The organism is Collinsella sp. LCP21S3_A9, from assembly GCF_052118785.1.
GTDB lineage: Bacteria > Actinomycetota > Coriobacteriia > Coriobacteriales > Coriobacteriaceae > Collinsella.
Map to the genome: position 1 here is coordinate 1 of NZ_JBQKGN010000020.1, position 16,513 is coordinate 16,513.

The window sequence follows — 16,513 nt, forward strand, 5'->3', positions numbered from 1 at the left end:
GGACATGTCGAAGCTGGAGGAGATGGACGAGCTGAGGGGAAAGGCGGAGGGCTAGAAGAGGACGGGGCGGGAGACGACTAAATCAATTTGCGAAAGAATCTTGACGGTACCCCACCATCAGGAAGCCAAGGGGAATCTTGGTATCCAGTGTCGTTGCTGTCGGCGTACTGCGCGACCCAGAGCGCGTGGTTCTTTGCAATTTGCGACCAGTCTTCCTCCATGGTGACGCTGCGGCTCATGTAGACGATGCATCGGACACCGGTGAGCTCGTAGATCTTATCCAGGAACAGCTTCGCCTTATCGGTTCCAATGCGACCGTAGGCTTCATAGTCGAGCATCGGGATACCTTTGCCGAAGTAGTTCTTGCAGTTAGCGTAGAAGAACTCGGCCTGCTTTACCGGGTCAGTTTGGTCAAGGAAATGGTAGAAGCCATAGAGTTTCTTCTGGCTAATCGCCGTCTGGATAAACGGGTCGCAAGTCGAAAAAACCTTATCGATGCCCTCGGTCGCCTTGCAGAATACGAAATCGTAATCGATTTTAGTGAGGTCGAGACCTCGCTGATAATCAGAAATGTCGATGCCCTTCATCGTCATCGCGCATCACCTCTAATAGCGTTAAATGAGCCGAAGCAGACGGCTTCGAGCTCTTCCCTTGTCCATGTTTTGATTGAGTTGGCTCCATCGTCAGGGTCACGTAGCGCATACGTCCCGTCATCGTTCGCACACCAGATCATCACGACGTGGCTGCCGTATTCACGGTCTCCCAGCTGACCACTAACTCCGGCGAATACGATCCATCCGTCGTCGACATAATCGAGGGCATTGTCCGTGCCCCAGAAGGTGTCAACTCGGTCATATCCGTATCTGTCGTGGATGAACTGTGTGAACTTCTCCATGTCGTTTACTCGGTCTGTAAGGCACGAATCGCCCACGATGTTTGCGAGGGCATCCGGTGTCACTGTTGCGCCCTGCTCGAAGCTCAGCGCCATGGCGGCACACGTGAGTCCGCACCCGTAGGTGCCGATGGTATCGTCGCTATAGGTGGCCGATGACCATTGCGGGTCTTTTTGCAAAAAGAGCGGCATATAGCCGCTCTTCGCACTCGTCTTATTTTCATAAACAGGCAAAGCCGCTGTATAACCATCGCTATAGCCTTGGTTATATGCTTTTCCAAATGCTTCCGTATCTCTGTCAACGTGGTCGAGGGTCAAAACGAACCATAAGCCCATGCCTACCGCAAAGCCCAGCAGCAGTGCGACGGCAATCCGCATCCTAGCCGCGCTTCGCGACTTCATCAGCAATCGCCTTCGTAATATCATCGGTGTCAACGTTGGCGTGCTCGAAAATCTTCATGATGGGCGTATCGGCAAGCTCTGGATATGCATGCTTGATGTTTTCGAGGATAGAAGCGAACTCCATGCCGATGATGGCGATGCAAACGACATAGACGGTAATACCACCGAAATTCAGTCCAACGATATGCGAGCTTAGAATCTCGATACATATAACCAGCATGATGATAAGGGAAAGCGTTGCCTTATGACACAAGCCGCGCCGCATCATCGAAGACTTAAAGCTACGGTTGTAAATTGCCTGGGCGATGCCTGTAACCATGTCGATAAGCATCATCAGGAATGCGCCGGCGATGGCCCATACCTGCTGCTCAGTAAACGTGTAAATAGGTGCGAGATCCATTTGATTATTCCTCCTGGTCAGTGTCTTTTTTAGATGCTTCGATCATTTCTGCGACGGCAGCGCGCCAGCGCTTCGGGACGCTCTCAAGCGTCCGCTTCCCTTCCTTGACCGCTTCGAAATAGATCTTCGCCATCACTCTGCACCTCCAACGATGTCGCCGATCTCCAGCAGTGCGGCATTGGTGTCTTCGAGCGCTGCCTTCGTTGCGGTAAGCGACTCGATGATTTTTTCGATGCGCTCGGTGTCGCTGAGACCGTCATCCTCGTGCGCTGCCCAGAGTTCGTCGAATGCGGCGGTGATGCCGTCGATCGTCGGGACTCCTGCCTGTACGAAGTGAATCTCATCGGCTCGGTAGAACTCGATGGCATTACCAGAGTCAATGCCATTGTCTGCAACGTCCTTCTGGATGTTCTTGCGCAGCCAGACGTCCGACAGGATGCCGCTAGGACGCGGCTCAATAAGCACCGCATCAAGCGGTGTTGCGGAACACGTTTCGTTGATCATCTATGCCTGCCTTTCTGCGGCACTCACATGCCGCCTTGCTTTTCTCTATACTTTGTCGAACCCGTTGTCCATCACGACCCCGAGCGAATCTGTATGCTCGAACCATCCGCCGTAGCTCGTGACGCGCCTAGCGCGGCGAAGCGTGGGCTCGCTCCTGTATTTGCGGAACGCTCGGCTTGCCCTCAGAAAGAGGGTCGCGCGAAGCGTTACTCTGCTCGGTCGAACTGTGAAGCCGACGACATCGACCGGCTCCTGTTCCGATATCTGGCATATCTTCCAAGGCTTGACGTGCAGACCGAACTCATTGAGTAGGAGCTTTTGGAGCTGCCGCGCCGCACTTCGAAGGTCTCGCTTGTCATGGCCGAATAGATAGATATCGTCCGCATACCAGATCTGATGCGATACCAGCTTCCTACTACTCCCCCGCCTGGTCTTGTGCATTCCCTCGATGGCGTGATAGCCGAAGCTGAGGACGAGCTGTGCCATCCTTAAGCTGAAATAGCTTCCTATCTCAAGACCTTCACCGTAGGTTGCAAGCAGCGTCTCGCACACATAGAGCACGTCTGGGCTGCGAACATAGCGCCGAAGGATGCGCATCACCACGTCAGCCTTAATGGACGGGTAGCATTTCCTGACGTCGATGTGGACGAAGTAGCCACGCTCTTGCGACCATCTGCTCACAGCGTTCGCCGCCATGAGCTGCCCTTTGCCCTTGACGCTCGATACCTGCCAGAAGCCGACTTTGGCGTGAAGAAGACCTTTAAGAGCCTCAATGGCAACGTAATCGCATACCTGCTGTTTCACGCTCTCGACGCCGATAATGCGCAGCTTCCCGTTCGTCGGCTCACGATGCCTGTAGCGCTTGATCTGCCTGAGCGTGAGCGACCTTGAGGACACTTCGGATGCGATTTCGGAAATAAGGGCTTCGGAACTTCCGTGCTCATCGCCGACGCGCCATTCATTCTTCTTGCCAGCAGGTGCCTTGAGCCATGATTCGTAGGCTCTAGAAATTAGGGCTTCGTCGACACGAAGCCCCTTGCAATATGATTTCAATTGTTTAGAACGTTCTCTCTGGATGCCGTCCGAGGTGTCACCAATCGGCTACTGTCCCGGTGGTCTTAAGGCCATTTCAGTCAGTTGACTCAGGCTTGCCCGCTCGAATCCAGCTCGGCGGGTAGTCGCGGCGGAAGTCTTCTTTAGCTGGTTATTCATTATTCTTCATCCAGATAGGCGCGAGCCGATGTTCCACCTCGTATTGCCGGAACCGTTGTTGCCATTGACGTACCAAAGGCCAGCATTGCCCCTGTTCCTCAAGTTGCCGAGAGAAAGCCAACAGAACATGACAGCCCGCGCGCCGCGAATCCCTGCTTGTTTTCATAAGGGGACAAGTCCCCTCGCGGCTTACGCCGCTTCACCCCTAGAGCGACCATTGGCAGAGCGGCGCGAGCCGATGAACCACCCCGGATCGCCGGAACCGTTGCGGCCACCGACGAACCAAAGGCCAGCATTGCCCCAGTCCCACAAGTTGCCGAGAGAAAGCCACTCTCTCCAGCCGACTGTAGTGTCATCGACCTTGTAGTTGCCGTCGCAGATGCCAACAGAAGTCGATGCACCCGTACCCTGCTGAATCATCAGGCCGTTGACCGTCTTGCAGTAAAGAGCGTAATTCCATCCCTCAGCTGCTTGTCCGGGAAAAGCCCCGGCAGACAGCGCGCTGTCCGGTGAGCTGCCGGCCTTCTCGTTCTTAGTGTCCGGGTTCACGTAAACGACCGCGCCAGTACCTGTGTACTGGATTAGGACGTTTCCAAGAACCTCAAGCATTCCAAGGCCGAGCTCGATACCCTGGACGACAAATGGCTGCTTTCCGTCCGTGCAGCTCGTCGGCGATCCGTCGCCCTCAACCATGTCGCAAGAGCCGGTATTCCACGGTGCGGTTGCGAGCTGATAGGTCGTAGCGGTCGAGAATGGCTTAGCGACATCGAAATAGACTGCAACATTGGATGAGTCGATGGCAAACTTCTTGGTGACCCTCGCCCCATCAAAGATATCGCAGTTGTAATCGTAGCCGCGATCGGTGTTTGTGCCGGTATGTGTGCCGAACATCATCGCGGAGCCGATCAGAATCTGATCGGCCTTGTCCTTGGCGATAACGACCCTCGTGGTGTTGCTTTCAGCGAGTGTCGGAGTGGCGGTGATATCGTATCCGGTGCATCCGGAAAAGATACTCTGGCTGTTCTTCGTCGCATACTTGAGCATGAACATCGTCTTGACGTACCAGTCATCGGCTGCGACCTTGAGTGAATCGCCGGTGCTCGATGTCTTCATCAGGCTGATGCCGCCGTCGTGGCTCACGCTGCGCGTCTTGACCGCAGCGCCGCTCACGCTTCGCGGCTTGCCGTCGGAATCGACCGACAGGGCATACTTCGCGTAGAGCATGTAGGGACGCTGCGCACCGTTCGGAAGCAGTGCGGCGGGCTGCCGCTTCATGCCTGGCTGGCGTGTGTCAGAGACGGTGAGGTTAACCGCATCATCGGTCTCGGTCTCGAGCGTGTAAAGCACCGGCGTCAAGACCCATGTATCGTCGAGACGCGAGAAGCGGCCATCGCCGTCGATTGCCGTGACGTATGGCATGCCGTCGGCATCAACGCCGCCGTTGACCTCCACGAAGAAGAACGCGCCTTGGTTGACGTATGGGTCGATCGCCGCGCGCCCGATGACGCCGGGCTTGGGGTTGGCGATGCCGGCGTTCGCGCCTGTCTTGGTGCAGGCGGTTGAGCTGCCTTTCGGGATGCTAACGCCGTAGTTCTTCCCGTCTCGCATACGAGCGAGCCATGCTGCGATGGATGCATTGTCGTAGCGCCCAGTTTCCTCGCTGAACTTCGGCACCGCCGATGCACCCATGCCTTCAAGCGCGACGGCTATGCGCTCAAGCGTCTCGTTTCGCGGAAAAGTAAAATCCATCCTTTGACCTCCTAAATAGTCATGTCAACCAACACAGGCCACGAGTTGCCCTGAGCATCGGTCACGCGCTTGAAATAGATCTTCATGTCACTGCTGACGGAGCCACGAGCTTCCTCGGCCGCCTTGCGCGCGTCCGCTGCCGCCAGGTCTGCGCTGTCCTTGGATGCGTTCGCCGCGTTTGTCGCGGCAATAGCCGCATCGGTCGCGGTGTCGGCGTTCGCCTTGGCTGTATTTGCGGAAGAAGCGGCATCTGCGGCGCTCTTTGTCGCGGCGTTCGCCTTGGACGTCGCGATATTGGCCGCGTCCGTGGCGCTCTTGCAGATGTTCACCGCAGCGTTGGCGTTATTCAGCGCCTTCCCCGCGTCGGTGACGGCCTGCTCGCCTTTGGTTACGGCGGTTTCTGCTCGCTTCTCAAGCGCTTCTACTGCGTTGTCCCATGACTTCGCCGGAGTATTTCCCTCGCGTGCGTCGCGCATGATGTCCAGCGCGAAGCGCTCGGTCTGCACCGTCTGCGAGCCATTTGTGAATTCGAAATAGGCTTCGTCGGTATATCCAGGCACGCACGCGAGCTTCGATTCCTCGCAGACGTGCGTTACTGCGTTACCGGAAACCGTTGCTGTTCCCTTGTAGTAGTGGATACGATCGGGCAGACGTGCAACCAGGTAAGCCGTATAGCCAGCAAGCGAGAATTCCCCGCCGTTGTCGAAGACGAGCGCCTTGATGGTGGTGCCGCCGTTTTCGCCCTGGGCGATGCGGATGCAGTTGTTTCCGCATCCGCGCTTGTCGATATCAAGCTCAATAATCTGATTGTTCATTACGCATCACCGTCGATTAGCATCCATTCGCAATCAAGGATCTCGTTGCCGGACATCTTGCCGATTACCTCGCCGTAGGAAATCTTGAAAAGGTTTGGACGGTGCTTGATATTCGCGTAAAGCTCGATCTCTGAGCAGAACGATTTATATCCATCTGACCCGATTTTGATCCGAGAGTTACCGGTCGGAGAGCCGTCCTCGCCGATCTCTGGTTCACCGTATTTCGAGATCAGCTCATCGCGGCGCTTGAGATACTCCATGCACTCCGAGCGCAGAACGCGCGTATTCCGAGCGGCCGCGTAGCCCACGATGTCGCGGCGGTCGAGCAGCGGCTGAAGAGAAACAAGCATCTGCTCCATCTGGCTATTTGTGTACTCGTCTGGAGCAACATACTTGACATTGATGCTCTGCTCTTGCTCTGTTACGGTCGCGCCGAGCGCGCTGGCTAGTGATTCTATGCCTTTATCCATTGACGGTAGCCTCCTCGACCACAGGCTGCTGAACATCTATGCTGGCGATTTCAGCAGCTACATTCGTAACTTCTTCTTCAACTGTTTTGTAGATCGTGTAGCCATTGGCTGCGTAATAATCGAGCATCCACGGCTGCACATAAAAAGACAGACCATCTTTCTCAACTTTGTAGTTGGCCATTGTTTCTCTCCTAAAGTGCCGTGACCATGAGACCGTGATCGAAATTCAAAGTCCAGTTCGTCCAGTGCATCGAGAGGTTTTGGCAGAGATTGCTTACGTTGTAGACTCCCGTCAACGACATATTCGTCCACGAGCTTTGTAGATTTCCAACGAGAGTGACGCTGCCGGTTCTGCCAGTCTTGCACTCGACGTACTCGCCGCGATCCTTGTATGGACCGACTCCGATCCAGTCGTCAGTCAGAAGGCAAATGCATCCCTTGCCTGCCAATCGAGCACCATATACACGACTACTTGTGTTGTAGTTGTTGAATCCGACGTAGCCCGTAATATCCTCAGCTGTGCCGCCGTATAGGTATCCGTCAGCCATTGCCGTGTAGCAGGTGCCGCCTCCGACGCTGAAACCGTCTGTACCTATGTAGAGACCAGAGGTGTTCGAATCGAGCGTGAGCTTATATCTATACAATTTGTTGTTATCGATTGATAGTCCGCCGATGACGCCATATGTCGTCTGTAAAAAGCCACTCGTCAGATTCCAGTAGTTCTTCCCCTGACCGTCACCGATTGTTCCGCTCTTGAGGTATGTCGCATTTACGTACAGCTCTCCATTGGACATGTAGATGCCTTTGTTTGCCCCGTCGTTGGTGAGCCGATTGAAAATCTCTTGCTGTTTGAGGCTCTCGTCGAGATTGTCGACAAGTTTCTCCGCATCGGTCTTAGCAACCTCTTGCGCAATCATGCTCGTCGCACGCCGCGCTACCTCCGAATAGACCGTTACTGCGGATGAGTAGTTTTCATAGGCGCTCTTATAATCCGACATGGCGGCATTTAGCGCCTCGGCTGTTGAGCAGTTTGTGACATCAGAGATGGCTGACATCAGGACATCGAACGCTCCGCCATCGCCGAACGCGTTGTTGTAGATCGGCTCTAAGGCTTGCTCCTTGAACTGAACCTGCAAGTTTTTGTTTGACGACAGCGATTTGTATTGTGCAGATAGATCTTCTTTATCTTTCTGCACGGTCTGGAGAATCTTATTTACGGCAGCTTTCTCAGCCTCGGTGACGATGCCGTCTTTGGCGATGTCGTCAACCGTCTTGTCGAGGCTGCTTATCGTCTCGTCGAGTTCCTTATTCCTTTTCTGGAAGTCGTTCTCAAGGCCCACGATGTGGGTTCTGTTCTGCTTCATTTCGCCGTGCAGGTCGTTGATAACGCCATTGACGGTATAGCCGCCGTCGCCGTATTTGGCATTTGGCGAAAGCTGGAATTCGCCCGTTTCCAAGTCCCAATAGTTCGCGCCCACCTCGTCGGTGAGCAGGCCGGCGCGGATTCGGTCTGCACGCATCGTTCCAGCGTTGATGCAATCGGCGCTCACCTGTGCGCCGGTTATAAACGTTCTCCAATTCCATTGGCCGTCGCTTGTAAGATTTGCGGCAAGGCGAATGCCCATGCCGTTGATATTGACAGCCCACATTCCGGACGTTGCCTTGAGTGGGACACCCGTTACGGCATCCAGCGGCACGTTTGAGTAGATCGCGCCAAGCTCGAACGTCTCGACCTTGTAGGTGCCGACGGCATTGAATGCCTTGTTGAGCGCCGCCATGAGCTGGTTGAGCCACGAGACGGACGTGCTTGCCGCCGCATCGTAGTTAGCCCGCTGGTTGCTGCCGCTCTTGAGCTGCTGCGCCATTGACTGAAATATGTCGGCCAGATCATCGGTTAAGTTGCCGAACACCACCGTGGCATCGCCGGTCACCAAGTCGCGGGTCAGCTTCGAGACGCGCCCCTTGAGCCTGATTCCTTCATCGGAAAAGCCCTTGTCGATAATCGCCACGCAATCGCCTACGGCAACTCTCTCCCAATCTCGCCCGAAAGCGAACAGGTCAATCACGCTTGCTTCGTATGAGACGGTCGGTGTTTTTGCTTGCTCGAGGTAGTCGTTCGTCTCGGCTAGGAGTTGTACCGCGTCCTCGCATTGCTCGTTAACGTAAACGTCAACGGCTGGCGCAATGCCGCCGTTGCCGTCGGGATGTCCCCAAACCTCGGTAGCGGAGGTATCCTCGACGTAATTCTTGCCGCCGTTTATATCGCCGAAAGTCAAGCGCCGGCCAAAACCGCCGCTATCGGTCTCAACGCCCTTGCCGTAACCGTAAACGCGCGTCTTTGGATTCGCGCTGCCGGTCTTGCGCTTGATGCTTATGAGGTCTTTAGTCCACGTAAAGCGCTTGGGACTTTGCTGGTTTCCGCGTTTCGCGACCACACGAACGTATCGGTGTGTGACCTGCACCCCGTCAGTCTCGATGACGGTTTCAAGCTCGCCGCCCCATGTTTTGAGCAGGTCGCTCAATCCCTCACGGACTTTTACGTGATAGAAGGTATGCGAAGCGCTGCCTGGTTGGTCGCAGTTGCCGACTTCCCAGCGTGTGCCAGCGAGTATCGATGCGAGCGCCACAGATACGCTGCCTGATGGTCGCTTGTCTTCGATATAGTCATCCCACGTCTCGTTGATTGAGTTGATGCACGTGACGCTGGTATATGGCTTGCCGCTGTCATCGTGCAGCCGCTCGATTTCGTCGACTATGTGCTCATGCACAACGCCTTGTCGGTCAACCCAAACAAGACGATCACCCTTGCTCAAATCCTCGTCGCACATGATCTTAAGCTCATCGGTGCCGTCCGTCGCGTCATCATGGGTCGCTGCGGTGTAGGTAAGCCGTCCGAGATTAACGCCAAAACGGCTGAAACGAGTGAAGTTGACCTTTTTGGTTAAAGCCATCTTTCCTCCCATTCCAGCGTCGCGGAGCCGCTAGAGATCTTGATGTGCGCACGGTCTCTAATCACGAAGAAATCGCTCATGATGTTGAGCGAGGCAACCGATCCGTTGACCGTCGCGTGTTCGGTCGAGAAATCGAGCCTGATGGTGCTGTCAGCCGTGAGCGGCTGGATAACCTCGACGAACTCACCGGTATCGGTGTTGGTTATCCTCCAGGAACCTCCGGCAGACGGCTTCGCCGTCACCCTGATATACGCGGGAAGAGTGCCGCCGACGGAAACGGCAGCGGATCCGGACATGTCGATACGTCGGCTCTGCCCGTGATAGTCCGGATCACCTATATGGAATGTCACCGACGAGCCAGGGCAATCATCGGTAATCTCACCCAAATCCGTGATGCCGCTGACAATGGCCATGAGATAGCGTGTTGGGTCATCCGGCAGGTACAGCGGTGCCGGCTCATCTGTCCAGAGCATCGCCGCCAATTTGTGACGAGCTTCGGCGACATCGCGGCGATGCTCCGTGCGCAGCCACATGTCGACGGTCAGGTCGTATCCCTCTCGCTTCACCGACTTGAACAGCTCGCCATGACTTCCGGACGCATCTTCGAACGTCGGCTTCACGCTTGCCATTATCGGACGATGAATCTTGCAGAATACGAGGCTAGACAGGTCATGGCCGTTGAAGACGATGCTATCGCTCTGGTTGTGCTTGCGTTTACGCTCCAACGGTAACTCCCCTCTGCTTCAGGCGGCTGGCGATGCCAGCGCCGATCTGCTGCCCCGTCGTGTAGGCGTCAACCTTGTCGTTGACCGTGGCGTTCACGGTGACTGAGACGCTGACCTGATTTGCCCCGCCGCCCCAGCGGTCGAAAGCCCTCGAAACGGCGTCCTCAACGCTCTCGCGCAGCTTCCTGTCAGGAGTGACGTGCTCGCCGCCGGCCTCACCGACGCCGATGATGCTCGGTCGGTCGAAGTAGCCTCCCTTTGCATACCAGCTCACGCTGATGCTCGGCAGGTCGATGATGCCGCCGATATCCCTCCACGAGACGGAAAAATGGGGAAGGTTGATATGCGGAAGACTGATACGGATACCGGAGAACGCCGAGGAAATCTGATTGGGTATCCAGCTAATCGTGTTCCAAGCGCTGTTAAGCTTGGTGGTTATGCCATTCTTGATACCCTCGAAAACGCCATCGACCTTCGTTCCGAGACCGGGAAAGCCGAGCTTATCGCCAATCGTATCGGCGATGTTGATGGCGTTCGTCTTGGCGTTTCCCAGCTTGTTCGTGATGTTGTCCTTGATGAGGTTGAAGGCATTCGTCGCTTCCGTCTTGGCGGTCGACCAGTCCCCACTCATAGCGGCCTGAAGCGCCTTCGCGCTGGAAGACCCGGATTCAAGGCCGGTCTGCATATCATTCCGGATAGAATCCTTAATCGACCCGAATTTCTCAGAAGCCGCTGACTGGAGATTCCCCCAGGAATCAGACGCATTTGTCTTCAGATTCTCCCAGGCGTTCGATGCGCCTTCCTTGATTCCGTCGAACTTCGCACCGAGGTCGTTTTTGACTTCCTCGGCCTTGCCGGTTATCCCGTCCCAGATGCCTTGCCAAAAGGCTGGCACCCCTGCAAAGAAATCCTGAACTCCCTGCCACTTCTCGGAGATACATCCGGTGAAATCCGACCACATCTGCTTGCCGGTCTCGGTCTGCGTGAAGAACCACGTGAGACCGGCTACGGCGGCGGCAACCGCCGCCACACCGAGAAGAATCGGGTTTGCGGCTATAAGACCGGTGAACGAAGTCCAACCGTCGCCGACGGCACCGATAGCGCCCTTGAGACCGCCAAACTTCTCGGAAACGGTTTTGATGGTGCCGTCGATCTCGCTTCCAGCCTGCAAAACCTTGCCGGCACCGGTCGCAAGGCCGCCAAAGGCAAGCGTTCCGAGCGCGATGTTGGTCACGAGGTCTTGCTGCTCTGGAGACAGCTGCTGGAACCAGTCGGAAACGCTCTCAAGCGCCGGGGTGACCTTCTCGAGAAGCGTGGTGCCAAGCTCCAAGACCTTCTCCTTGACCGGAAGCGCGGCTTCACCGGCTTCTGTCAGCTTCTGGTTGAATTGAGCCTGCTGCTCGCGCGAGTCGAGCATGGTCTTGTTGTTGTCCTGGTACGTCTGTCCGATATCGCCATAGAGTCCGTCGAGCGTCTGCGTGATAAGCGAAGATCGCTCCTGCTCGCTGCCGCAGGCCGCCAGGGCTGCGTTGAAAGCGTCCTCCTTGGTAGCGCCCTGCCCAATCGCGTCGTTGAACGCCTGCTGAGCGGCTTGGTTTCCGGAAAGCGCTGCGCTCCACTGCTCATTGCTCGCTGTAGCCCAGTTGAGCGCGTCTGCCAAGCCGCCTGTGACGGTTCCCGTGTGCGCCGTCTCCTGTGACGCTTCGACGAGGTTCTCGAGCGGCAGGGCATCGCCGAACTTCGAGAAGGATCCTGCCGCGATGTTGTTCCACTTGTCCAGCTCCTGCTGGTTCGTCGTCAGTCGGGAGAGGTTCTGAGCGGCCTCCGTTGCCGTGTCCTCTTCACCGAGCAGCTTGTAGAAGAGTGTGTACGAGTTCCTTGCCTGCTCGCTCGTACCGCCGGCGTCCTTCCATGCAGCATCGAGCTGATGCGTCTGCTCGATGTTTTCTTCCTGGCTTGATGCAAGGCCGACGAGCGCCGTCGCGGCTCCGCCTACGGCACCGGTAATCGTCTTGCCGGCTGTCTCAAGCCCCTTGCCGGCCTTCGCAAGCTTGTCGCTGTTGTCCTGCACCGTCTGTCCGAATTGGTACAGACCGGTCTTGGATGCTTCCGCTTCCCGTCTAACGCTCTTCAGGTCATCGGCGTAGCTCTCTAGCTGGCTCTCACAGATGGCTACCTGCGCCTTCAGGCTAGAATACTGCGCCTGCTCGCGCTCCGTGAGCGCGACGCCGCTGCGCTGCTTTTCCTCAAGGGTAGCGAGCGCTGATTTATATGCGTCGAGCTTTGTCTTGGTCTCGTCGTACGCGCGGTTCAGCAGCTTGGCCTTCTCGGTCAGGAGCTCCGTGTTGCCGGGGTCGAGCTTCAGAGCGCGGTTGATGTCCTTCAGCGCGCCCTGCGTATCCTTGGCGGTTCCCTGCACCTTCTTGAGCGCGCCCTGCAGCTCTGTCGTGTCGCCGCCGAACTTGATCGTCAGCCCCTTGTAAGTAACTGCCATGGTCACCTCTATTCAACTGTCAAGAAGCCATGAGTGCACAGAACAGCGCGCCGCCTGCGGTGCGCTGTCGCTTTGTACTCACGACCAGAACTCTTGCTCGCCTTTCCTTGCCTCCTCGTCATCATCGGCATACGCAATCGCGTCGTGCACGAACGAATAGATGTCGAGAAGCATCTGCACCTGTCTATAGCTGAGCTTTTCCAGATCGCCTATAGACAGACCGGCCTGCTGGCACTCGTAGATGTAGAGCGCGTCGCAGCTACTTTGCAGCTCCGTCGGCAGCGGAGGCATCGGTCGCTTCGGCGGTCTCGGCTGCCACGTCTTTCTTTGCGTGCGGAAAAAAGTTTTCCTTCACGATATCCATCACGTCGGCAGACCAACCGCCAGAGCGCTCCAGGTCGTAGGCGTCTGGCGGGAAATCGCCAATCCACTCATTGAAGGGCTTGATTTTTGGGTCGGCGGTCTTCGCGCATGCATAGAAGACCTCGAGCAACGGCACGATTGGTGTGACCATCGATCCTGCCGTGACCTCAAGGATCATGGATACGTCTTCGTTGATGTCCTTCGGTCGCTTTGAGCCGTCGGCGCGTTCGACCGAGAACTCCCGAGAGAAGACTATTGGCGTGAACGCGTTGCATGCGACGGGAACGGAAATGTCACCGATTGAGATCTCGCTTACCATGCTATGCCCCACTCTGTGCTGGCGTGAGCTGAGTGTCGACTTCATCGAAGAAATCATCGTAACCGTCAAGGTCGCTGAAGCTGTCATACGAGCTGCCGCGCCAGCCGCTGGGAAGCGTGACTGGACGCCATGTGATGTCATAATCGAGCTGAGTGATGTCCGGCTTGTCCTCAAGGGTCTTGGCGTCCATGCTCGGTGCCTTGATCTGGCAGCAGAGGAAGCACCGGCGCTTGCCTACGGCATGCCCCGGCTGCTCGCACATGAAGGCGAACTTCTTCGGAGCCTTGCCGGAGGTGCCAAGAACTCGACCTTTTGCGTCGATGTCGAAGCCGACGAGACTGGCGAACAGCTTGCGCATCTCAACAGTTCCCTCCGTGTCGTAGAAGGAAATGGTGCCCGAGCCGCCGTTGTCCTGAGTTTTGTCAATCCAGGGCTCGTTATCGGCATAACTCGTCGCAGTCTCGACGGAAGGTTCCATCTTGATCTCAACGGTACCGGGGACTCGCACCGGATTCGCGTAGGTAAAGTTATCCTCGCTCTCGAGCACGGCGATATGCGCGTTCTTTACGCCGAAATATCCGTTTCGTGGCATAAGATGCCCCTTTCTTAATATTCAATCACGTTAATCTCGTAGGCTGTCTCAATGACGCCCTCTCCGTCGATCGCCGTCACGGTTTTCGTGTAGGCGAATTCGGCAGCATCCAATGCAGATTCGATGCGCTGCTCAAGCTCGTAGTCTCGCTCGGAGCAGTAAAGCGCGCAGTCGTACGGCATCCACCTGATATGCGTCACGTTGTCAGCAAAGACGGCTTCTGAGTAACCGGCTTCAATCTCGATGTACGGCGGCACAGGCCGCTCGTCAGCCAGGAACGAGCCGTTGCTGAACGGAAGCCCGAACGACTTGAGAATGCCGACAAGATCATCCAGTGTCTTCATCATTCGCCGCCTTTCGCGAACTCCGCAGCGACCTCGTTGTAGACGCCATCGATCACATGGTCGCCCGCTACGTGCCCGGGATACCTGCCGCTCTGGTTTGCGATGGCGTGACCCTTCTCAAGCAGATGCGTCAGCTGGTACTGCCGGTTGTGCACGGTGCAGATCGTGCCTGTCTCGTCGGTCTCAACATCAGACGTCCAAGCCTTCGCGTAACTGCCCCCGTGGTGGACGCGCTTACGGCTTCGCTCGCGCAGCAGCCTGACCGCCTTACGTCCTGCGGCGCGGGCGTTTCCCTCCAGAGCCTCAACGTCATCGTCGATCACGTCCTGCATGTCGTTGACGATAATCTCGGCGAGATCGTCGATATTGACGCCGCTCATCGGTCACCAGTCCTCTCGACAAGCGTGAGCCGGATGTTGTCCGCGCCGCTTATGAGCCGGCTGTCGACCGAGTACGTCACGCCGCCGAACTCGACGAGGGTTTCGCCGGAATATGCGCACGAGCGCATCTCAATTACCGCCTGCGGTTTCACGCCCGCCTGTGCAGCGACGTAATAGGTTGCCGCGCTCATCGAGAAGACGTTGCACGGCACGCGCCTGCGGCGTTCCTTCCTGTGCGGGACGCCTTTCTCATCGCGCTCTGTCTCGGTCGCGATGAGCGTGCACACCCCAGACCACCTACTCATCTCTCGGCTCCGCCCTGTAGAGCGAATCGCCGCTCATCGACGTGAGCATGCATTCGAACGACTTCATGAAGCCGTCGGCGTCCGGGTTGTCCAGCCCGAAGTTGGCCTTGACGTAGACCTTGATGGCAAGGCGAATGCGGCCATCGTCATCGTCTGCCGCCTTCTCCGGCCTGACGCCGCCCGCGACAAGCTCGGCGCGGGCGGCTTCGATGACATCGACGATCTCATCGTCGTAATCGTTGCAGAATGCCGGGATGCGGAGCGTGGCGCGGCAGGCATCGAGAATGCATTGCTTCTGCTTCTTCTTGTCTGCCATGGCACGAGACCTCCTTACGCAGTCTTGATGGTCAGCTGTGCGAACGCCTTGGGCACGGCAAGGCCGCAGTCGATGAGCTCGTAACCGTCAAAGCAGCGTTTCTGGCTTCCGTCGGGCGCGATGTAGGGCATCACATCGGGGCCGTCAAAGACATTGCCCTTGAACAGGTCGGGATAGCCGGCGATGATCACACCGTCGGAGATGGAATCGTCGCGCTTGACCAGCTTGCCGAAGATGTGGCCCTCGACGGACGGGTCGGCGTTCTTCTCGTCGACGAAATAGGAGCGCCCGTTGCCGTCCTCGAGCATGGCGATGTAGTTCCAGATGACATTGTTGTTGGCGTAGATGACGGCACCCTTTGGCGCTGCGTTGCCATAGGTATAGAGCTTGGAGAGCAGACCGGCGAGGTCGGCTTTCTTGAGCGCATTGGCCGTGGAAGTCTTAATTTTGTTCGTCTCGTCCATGCCGTAAGACGCATCTGCCAGGCGTGCATGGGCATGGGAGTTGCAGGCAACGGACAGGCGGGCGGCGATCTCGCTGATGAGGTAAGACTCGAAGGACGCGACGCTCTGGACGGCCATGCGGCGGCTCATCTTCAGGGTCTTCTTGATCTCGACGCCCTCGAACTTGAGCGTATCGAACGTGTTCTTCTCGTAGTCGGTCGGTGCCGCGCCCTCGTCGGTCTTGGCGGCGTCGCCCGCCGCGATGGCCTTTTGGCGGATGATTTCGAACTGATGGGGGAAGTTCTGCTTCGGCATGTCGCCCCACAGAACGGAGGTGTTGTCGATGAGCGAGATGATCTCGTTTTGCAGCTCGACGGGAATGACGGAACCGGTGTTGACCGTCGTGTGGTTGAACTCGGCTCGCTGCTCCATGGCGCGGTTCTGCGCGGCGCGCTCAGCGTCGGTCAGCGCGTAACCCTCTACCAGCTGGACACCCGAGCGCTCGGCGATGTCCTTAACCCAGGCGCGGCGCTCGGCTGCGGCGTAGTCGGTCGTGTCGTAGACCGCACCGGTGCCGAAGTTGTTCGCGGATCGAGCCAGCGGGACGGAATCGATGCGCTGGGCGGTGCCGTTGTCGATGGCGGCGCGGGCGGCCGCCACTGCGGAGGCGCGGGTCTTCGCGGTCTGGTCGATCTGGGCACGGATCTGGTTGATCTCGTTGGTGAGCTCTGCCATGCGGGCGGCATCCTCATCGGACGGGTCGGTGTCATCGCTGTACTTGTCGACGAGTGCCTGAAGCTCTTTCAGCATCTCTTCAAGTGTCATGTTTGTTCCCTT

The 16,513-nt window shown here is 57.0% G+C and carries 21 protein-coding genes; all 21 read right to left on the minus strand.

Annotation, left to right across the window (positions count from 1 at the left end):
• Nucleotides 1–77: 77 nt before the first annotated feature.
• Entirely contained in the window at nt 78–593 is a 516-nt protein-coding gene (locus tag ACTQ05_RS07765; protein ID WP_441538675.1) for a GH25 family lysozyme, read from the minus strand.
• Nucleotides 590–1,294, minus strand: coding sequence for a C39 family peptidase (locus ACTQ05_RS07770; RefSeq protein ID WP_441538677.1), 705 nt, complete (start codon nt 1,292–1,294; stop codon nt 590–592). Before ACTQ05_RS07770 ends, ACTQ05_RS07765 begins: the two co-directional genes overlap by 4 nt.
• Nucleotides 1,272–1,694 (minus strand): phage holin family protein, encoded by a 423-nt coding sequence (locus ACTQ05_RS07775; protein WP_441538679.1) that lies wholly within the window; start codon nt 1,692–1,694, stop codon nt 1,272–1,274. Before ACTQ05_RS07775 ends, ACTQ05_RS07770 begins: the two co-directional genes overlap by 23 nt.
• A gap of 4 nt (nt 1,695–1,698) precedes the next feature.
• Nucleotides 1,699–1,827: a CD1375 family protein gene (locus tag ACTQ05_RS07780; RefSeq protein WP_441538680.1), complete on the minus strand. Its 129-nt coding sequence runs from the start codon at nt 1,825–1,827 to the stop codon at nt 1,699–1,701.
• Nucleotides 1,827–2,198, minus strand: a complete 372-nt coding sequence (locus ACTQ05_RS07785; protein ID WP_441538682.1) for a hypothetical protein — start codon at nt 2,196–2,198, stop codon at nt 1,827–1,829. Before ACTQ05_RS07785 ends, ACTQ05_RS07780 begins: the two co-directional genes overlap by 1 nt.
• 45 nt (nt 2,199–2,243) lie before the next feature.
• Nucleotides 2,244–3,251 (minus strand): RNA-directed DNA polymerase, encoded by a 1,008-nt coding sequence (locus ACTQ05_RS07790; protein WP_441538684.1) that lies wholly within the window; start codon nt 3,249–3,251, stop codon nt 2,244–2,246.
• A 348-nt stretch (nt 3,252–3,599) separates the two neighbouring features.
• Nucleotides 3,600–5,159: a hypothetical protein gene (locus ACTQ05_RS07795; RefSeq protein WP_441538685.1), complete on the minus strand. Its 1,560-nt coding sequence runs from the start codon at nt 5,157–5,159 to the stop codon at nt 3,600–3,602.
• 11 nt (nt 5,160–5,170) lie between these two features.
• A complete protein-coding gene (locus tag ACTQ05_RS07800) occupies nt 5,171–5,974 on the minus strand; it encodes a BppU family phage baseplate upper protein (RefSeq protein WP_441538687.1) in 804 nt (267 codons plus the stop codon).
• A complete protein-coding gene (locus tag ACTQ05_RS07805; protein ID WP_441538689.1) occupies nt 5,974–6,444 on the minus strand; it encodes a hypothetical protein in 471 nt (156 codons plus the stop codon). Before ACTQ05_RS07805 ends, ACTQ05_RS07800 begins: the two co-directional genes overlap by 1 nt.
• The gene (locus ACTQ05_RS07810) at nt 6,437–6,625 is read right to left on the minus strand and encodes a hypothetical protein (RefSeq protein WP_441538691.1); all 189 of its coding nucleotides are present in this window, start codon (nt 6,623–6,625) and stop codon (nt 6,437–6,439) included. The genes ACTQ05_RS07805 and ACTQ05_RS07810 overlap by 8 nt, the downstream gene beginning before the upstream one ends.
• Nucleotides 6,626–6,635: 10 nt before the next feature.
• Complete coding sequence (locus tag ACTQ05_RS07815; RefSeq protein WP_441538692.1) at nt 6,636–9,395, minus strand: phage tail spike protein; 2,760 nt, start codon at nt 9,393–9,395, stop codon at nt 6,636–6,638.
• Complete coding sequence (locus tag ACTQ05_RS07820; protein WP_441538694.1) at nt 9,386–10,120, minus strand: distal tail protein Dit; 735 nt, start codon at nt 10,118–10,120, stop codon at nt 9,386–9,388. Before ACTQ05_RS07820 ends, ACTQ05_RS07815 begins: the two co-directional genes overlap by 10 nt.
• Complete coding sequence (locus tag ACTQ05_RS07825; RefSeq protein WP_441538696.1) at nt 10,110–12,614, minus strand: hypothetical protein; 2,505 nt, start codon at nt 12,612–12,614, stop codon at nt 10,110–10,112. Before ACTQ05_RS07825 ends, ACTQ05_RS07820 begins: the two co-directional genes overlap by 11 nt.
• A gap of 78 nt (nt 12,615–12,692) precedes the next feature.
• Complete coding sequence (locus ACTQ05_RS07830; RefSeq protein WP_441538698.1) at nt 12,693–12,905, minus strand: hypothetical protein; 213 nt, start codon at nt 12,903–12,905, stop codon at nt 12,693–12,695.
• Nucleotides 12,874–13,296 carry a hypothetical protein gene (locus ACTQ05_RS07835; RefSeq protein WP_441538700.1) on the minus strand — a complete coding sequence of 141 codons (423 nt, stop codon included), beginning with the start codon at nt 13,294–13,296 and terminating at the stop codon, nt 12,874–12,876. The genes ACTQ05_RS07830 and ACTQ05_RS07835 overlap by 32 nt, the downstream gene beginning before the upstream one ends.
• Before the next feature lies 1 nt (nt 13,297).
• Complete coding sequence (locus tag ACTQ05_RS07840; protein ID WP_441538702.1) at nt 13,298–13,888, minus strand: major tail protein; 591 nt, start codon at nt 13,886–13,888, stop codon at nt 13,298–13,300.
• 14 nt (nt 13,889–13,902) lie between these two features.
• On the minus strand, nt 13,903–14,232 hold the full coding sequence (locus tag ACTQ05_RS07845; RefSeq protein WP_441538703.1) for a hypothetical protein: 330 nt from the start codon (nt 14,230–14,232) through the stop codon (nt 13,903–13,905).
• Complete coding sequence (locus ACTQ05_RS07850) at nt 14,232–14,612, minus strand: hypothetical protein (protein ID WP_441538705.1); 381 nt, start codon at nt 14,610–14,612, stop codon at nt 14,232–14,234. Before ACTQ05_RS07850 ends, ACTQ05_RS07845 begins: the two co-directional genes overlap by 1 nt.
• A complete protein-coding gene (locus tag ACTQ05_RS07855; RefSeq protein WP_441538707.1) occupies nt 14,609–14,899 on the minus strand; it encodes a hypothetical protein in 291 nt (96 codons plus the stop codon). The genes ACTQ05_RS07850 and ACTQ05_RS07855 overlap by 4 nt, the downstream gene beginning before the upstream one ends.
• A gap of 10 nt (nt 14,900–14,909) precedes the next feature.
• Nucleotides 14,910–15,233 (minus strand): phage head-tail connector protein, encoded by a 324-nt coding sequence (locus tag ACTQ05_RS07860; protein WP_441538708.1) that lies wholly within the window; start codon nt 15,231–15,233, stop codon nt 14,910–14,912.
• A gap of 14 nt (nt 15,234–15,247) precedes the next feature.
• A complete protein-coding gene (locus ACTQ05_RS07865) occupies nt 15,248–16,501 on the minus strand; it encodes a phage major capsid protein (protein WP_441538710.1) in 1,254 nt (417 codons plus the stop codon).
• Nucleotides 16,502–16,513: the final 12 nt, after the last annotated feature.

Coding starts and splice junctions, on each gene's coding strand:
- ACTQ05_RS07785 (WP_441538682.1), bottom strand. CDS start 2,198: ATGATCAACGAAACGTGTTCCGCAACACCGCTTGATGCGGTGCTTATT.
- ACTQ05_RS07805 (WP_441538689.1), bottom strand. CDS start 6,444: ATGGATAAAGGCATAGAATCACTAGCCAGCGCGCTCGGCGCGACCGTA.
- ACTQ05_RS07835 (WP_441538700.1), bottom strand. CDS start 13,296: ATGGTAAGCGAGATCTCAATCGGTGACATTTCCGTTCCCGTCGCATGC.
- ACTQ05_RS07830 (WP_441538698.1), bottom strand. CDS start 12,905: ATGCCTCCGCTGCCGACGGAGCTGCAAAGTAGCTGCGACGCGCTCTAC.
- ACTQ05_RS07860 (WP_441538708.1), bottom strand. CDS start 15,233: ATGGCAGACAAGAAGAAGCAGAAGCAATGCATTCTCGATGCCTGCCGC.
- ACTQ05_RS07815 (WP_441538692.1), bottom strand. CDS start 9,395: ATGGCTTTAACCAAAAAGGTCAACTTCACTCGTTTCAGCCGTTTTGGC.
- ACTQ05_RS07780 (WP_441538680.1), bottom strand. CDS start 1,827: ATGGCGAAGATCTATTTCGAAGCGGTCAAGGAAGGGAAGCGGACGCTT.
- ACTQ05_RS07850 (WP_441538705.1), bottom strand. CDS start 14,612: ATGAGCGGCGTCAATATCGACGATCTCGCCGAGATTATCGTCAACGAC.
- ACTQ05_RS07810 (WP_441538691.1), bottom strand. CDS start 6,625: ATGGCCAACTACAAAGTTGAGAAAGATGGTCTGTCTTTTTATGTGCAG.
- ACTQ05_RS07865 (WP_441538710.1), bottom strand. CDS start 16,501: ATGACACTTGAAGAGATGCTGAAAGAGCTTCAGGCACTCGTCGACAAG.
- ACTQ05_RS07770 (WP_441538677.1), bottom strand. CDS start 1,294: ATGAAGTCGCGAAGCGCGGCTAGGATGCGGATTGCCGTCGCACTGCTG.
- ACTQ05_RS07825 (WP_441538696.1), bottom strand. CDS start 12,614: ATGGCAGTTACTTACAAGGGGCTGACGATCAAGTTCGGCGGCGACACG.
- ACTQ05_RS07840 (WP_441538702.1), bottom strand. CDS start 13,888: ATGCCACGAAACGGATATTTCGGCGTAAAGAACGCGCATATCGCCGTG.
- ACTQ05_RS07765 (WP_441538675.1), bottom strand. CDS start 593: ATGACGATGAAGGGCATCGACATTTCTGATTATCAGCGAGGTCTCGAC.
- ACTQ05_RS07775 (WP_441538679.1), bottom strand. CDS start 1,694: ATGGATCTCGCACCTATTTACACGTTTACTGAGCAGCAGGTATGGGCC.
- ACTQ05_RS07795 (WP_441538685.1), bottom strand. CDS start 5,159: ATGGATTTTACTTTTCCGCGAAACGAGACGCTTGAGCGCATAGCCGTC.
- ACTQ05_RS07800 (WP_441538687.1), bottom strand. CDS start 5,974: ATGAACAATCAGATTATTGAGCTTGATATCGACAAGCGCGGATGCGGA.
- ACTQ05_RS07845 (WP_441538703.1), bottom strand. CDS start 14,232: ATGAAGACACTGGATGATCTTGTCGGCATTCTCAAGTCGTTCGGGCTT.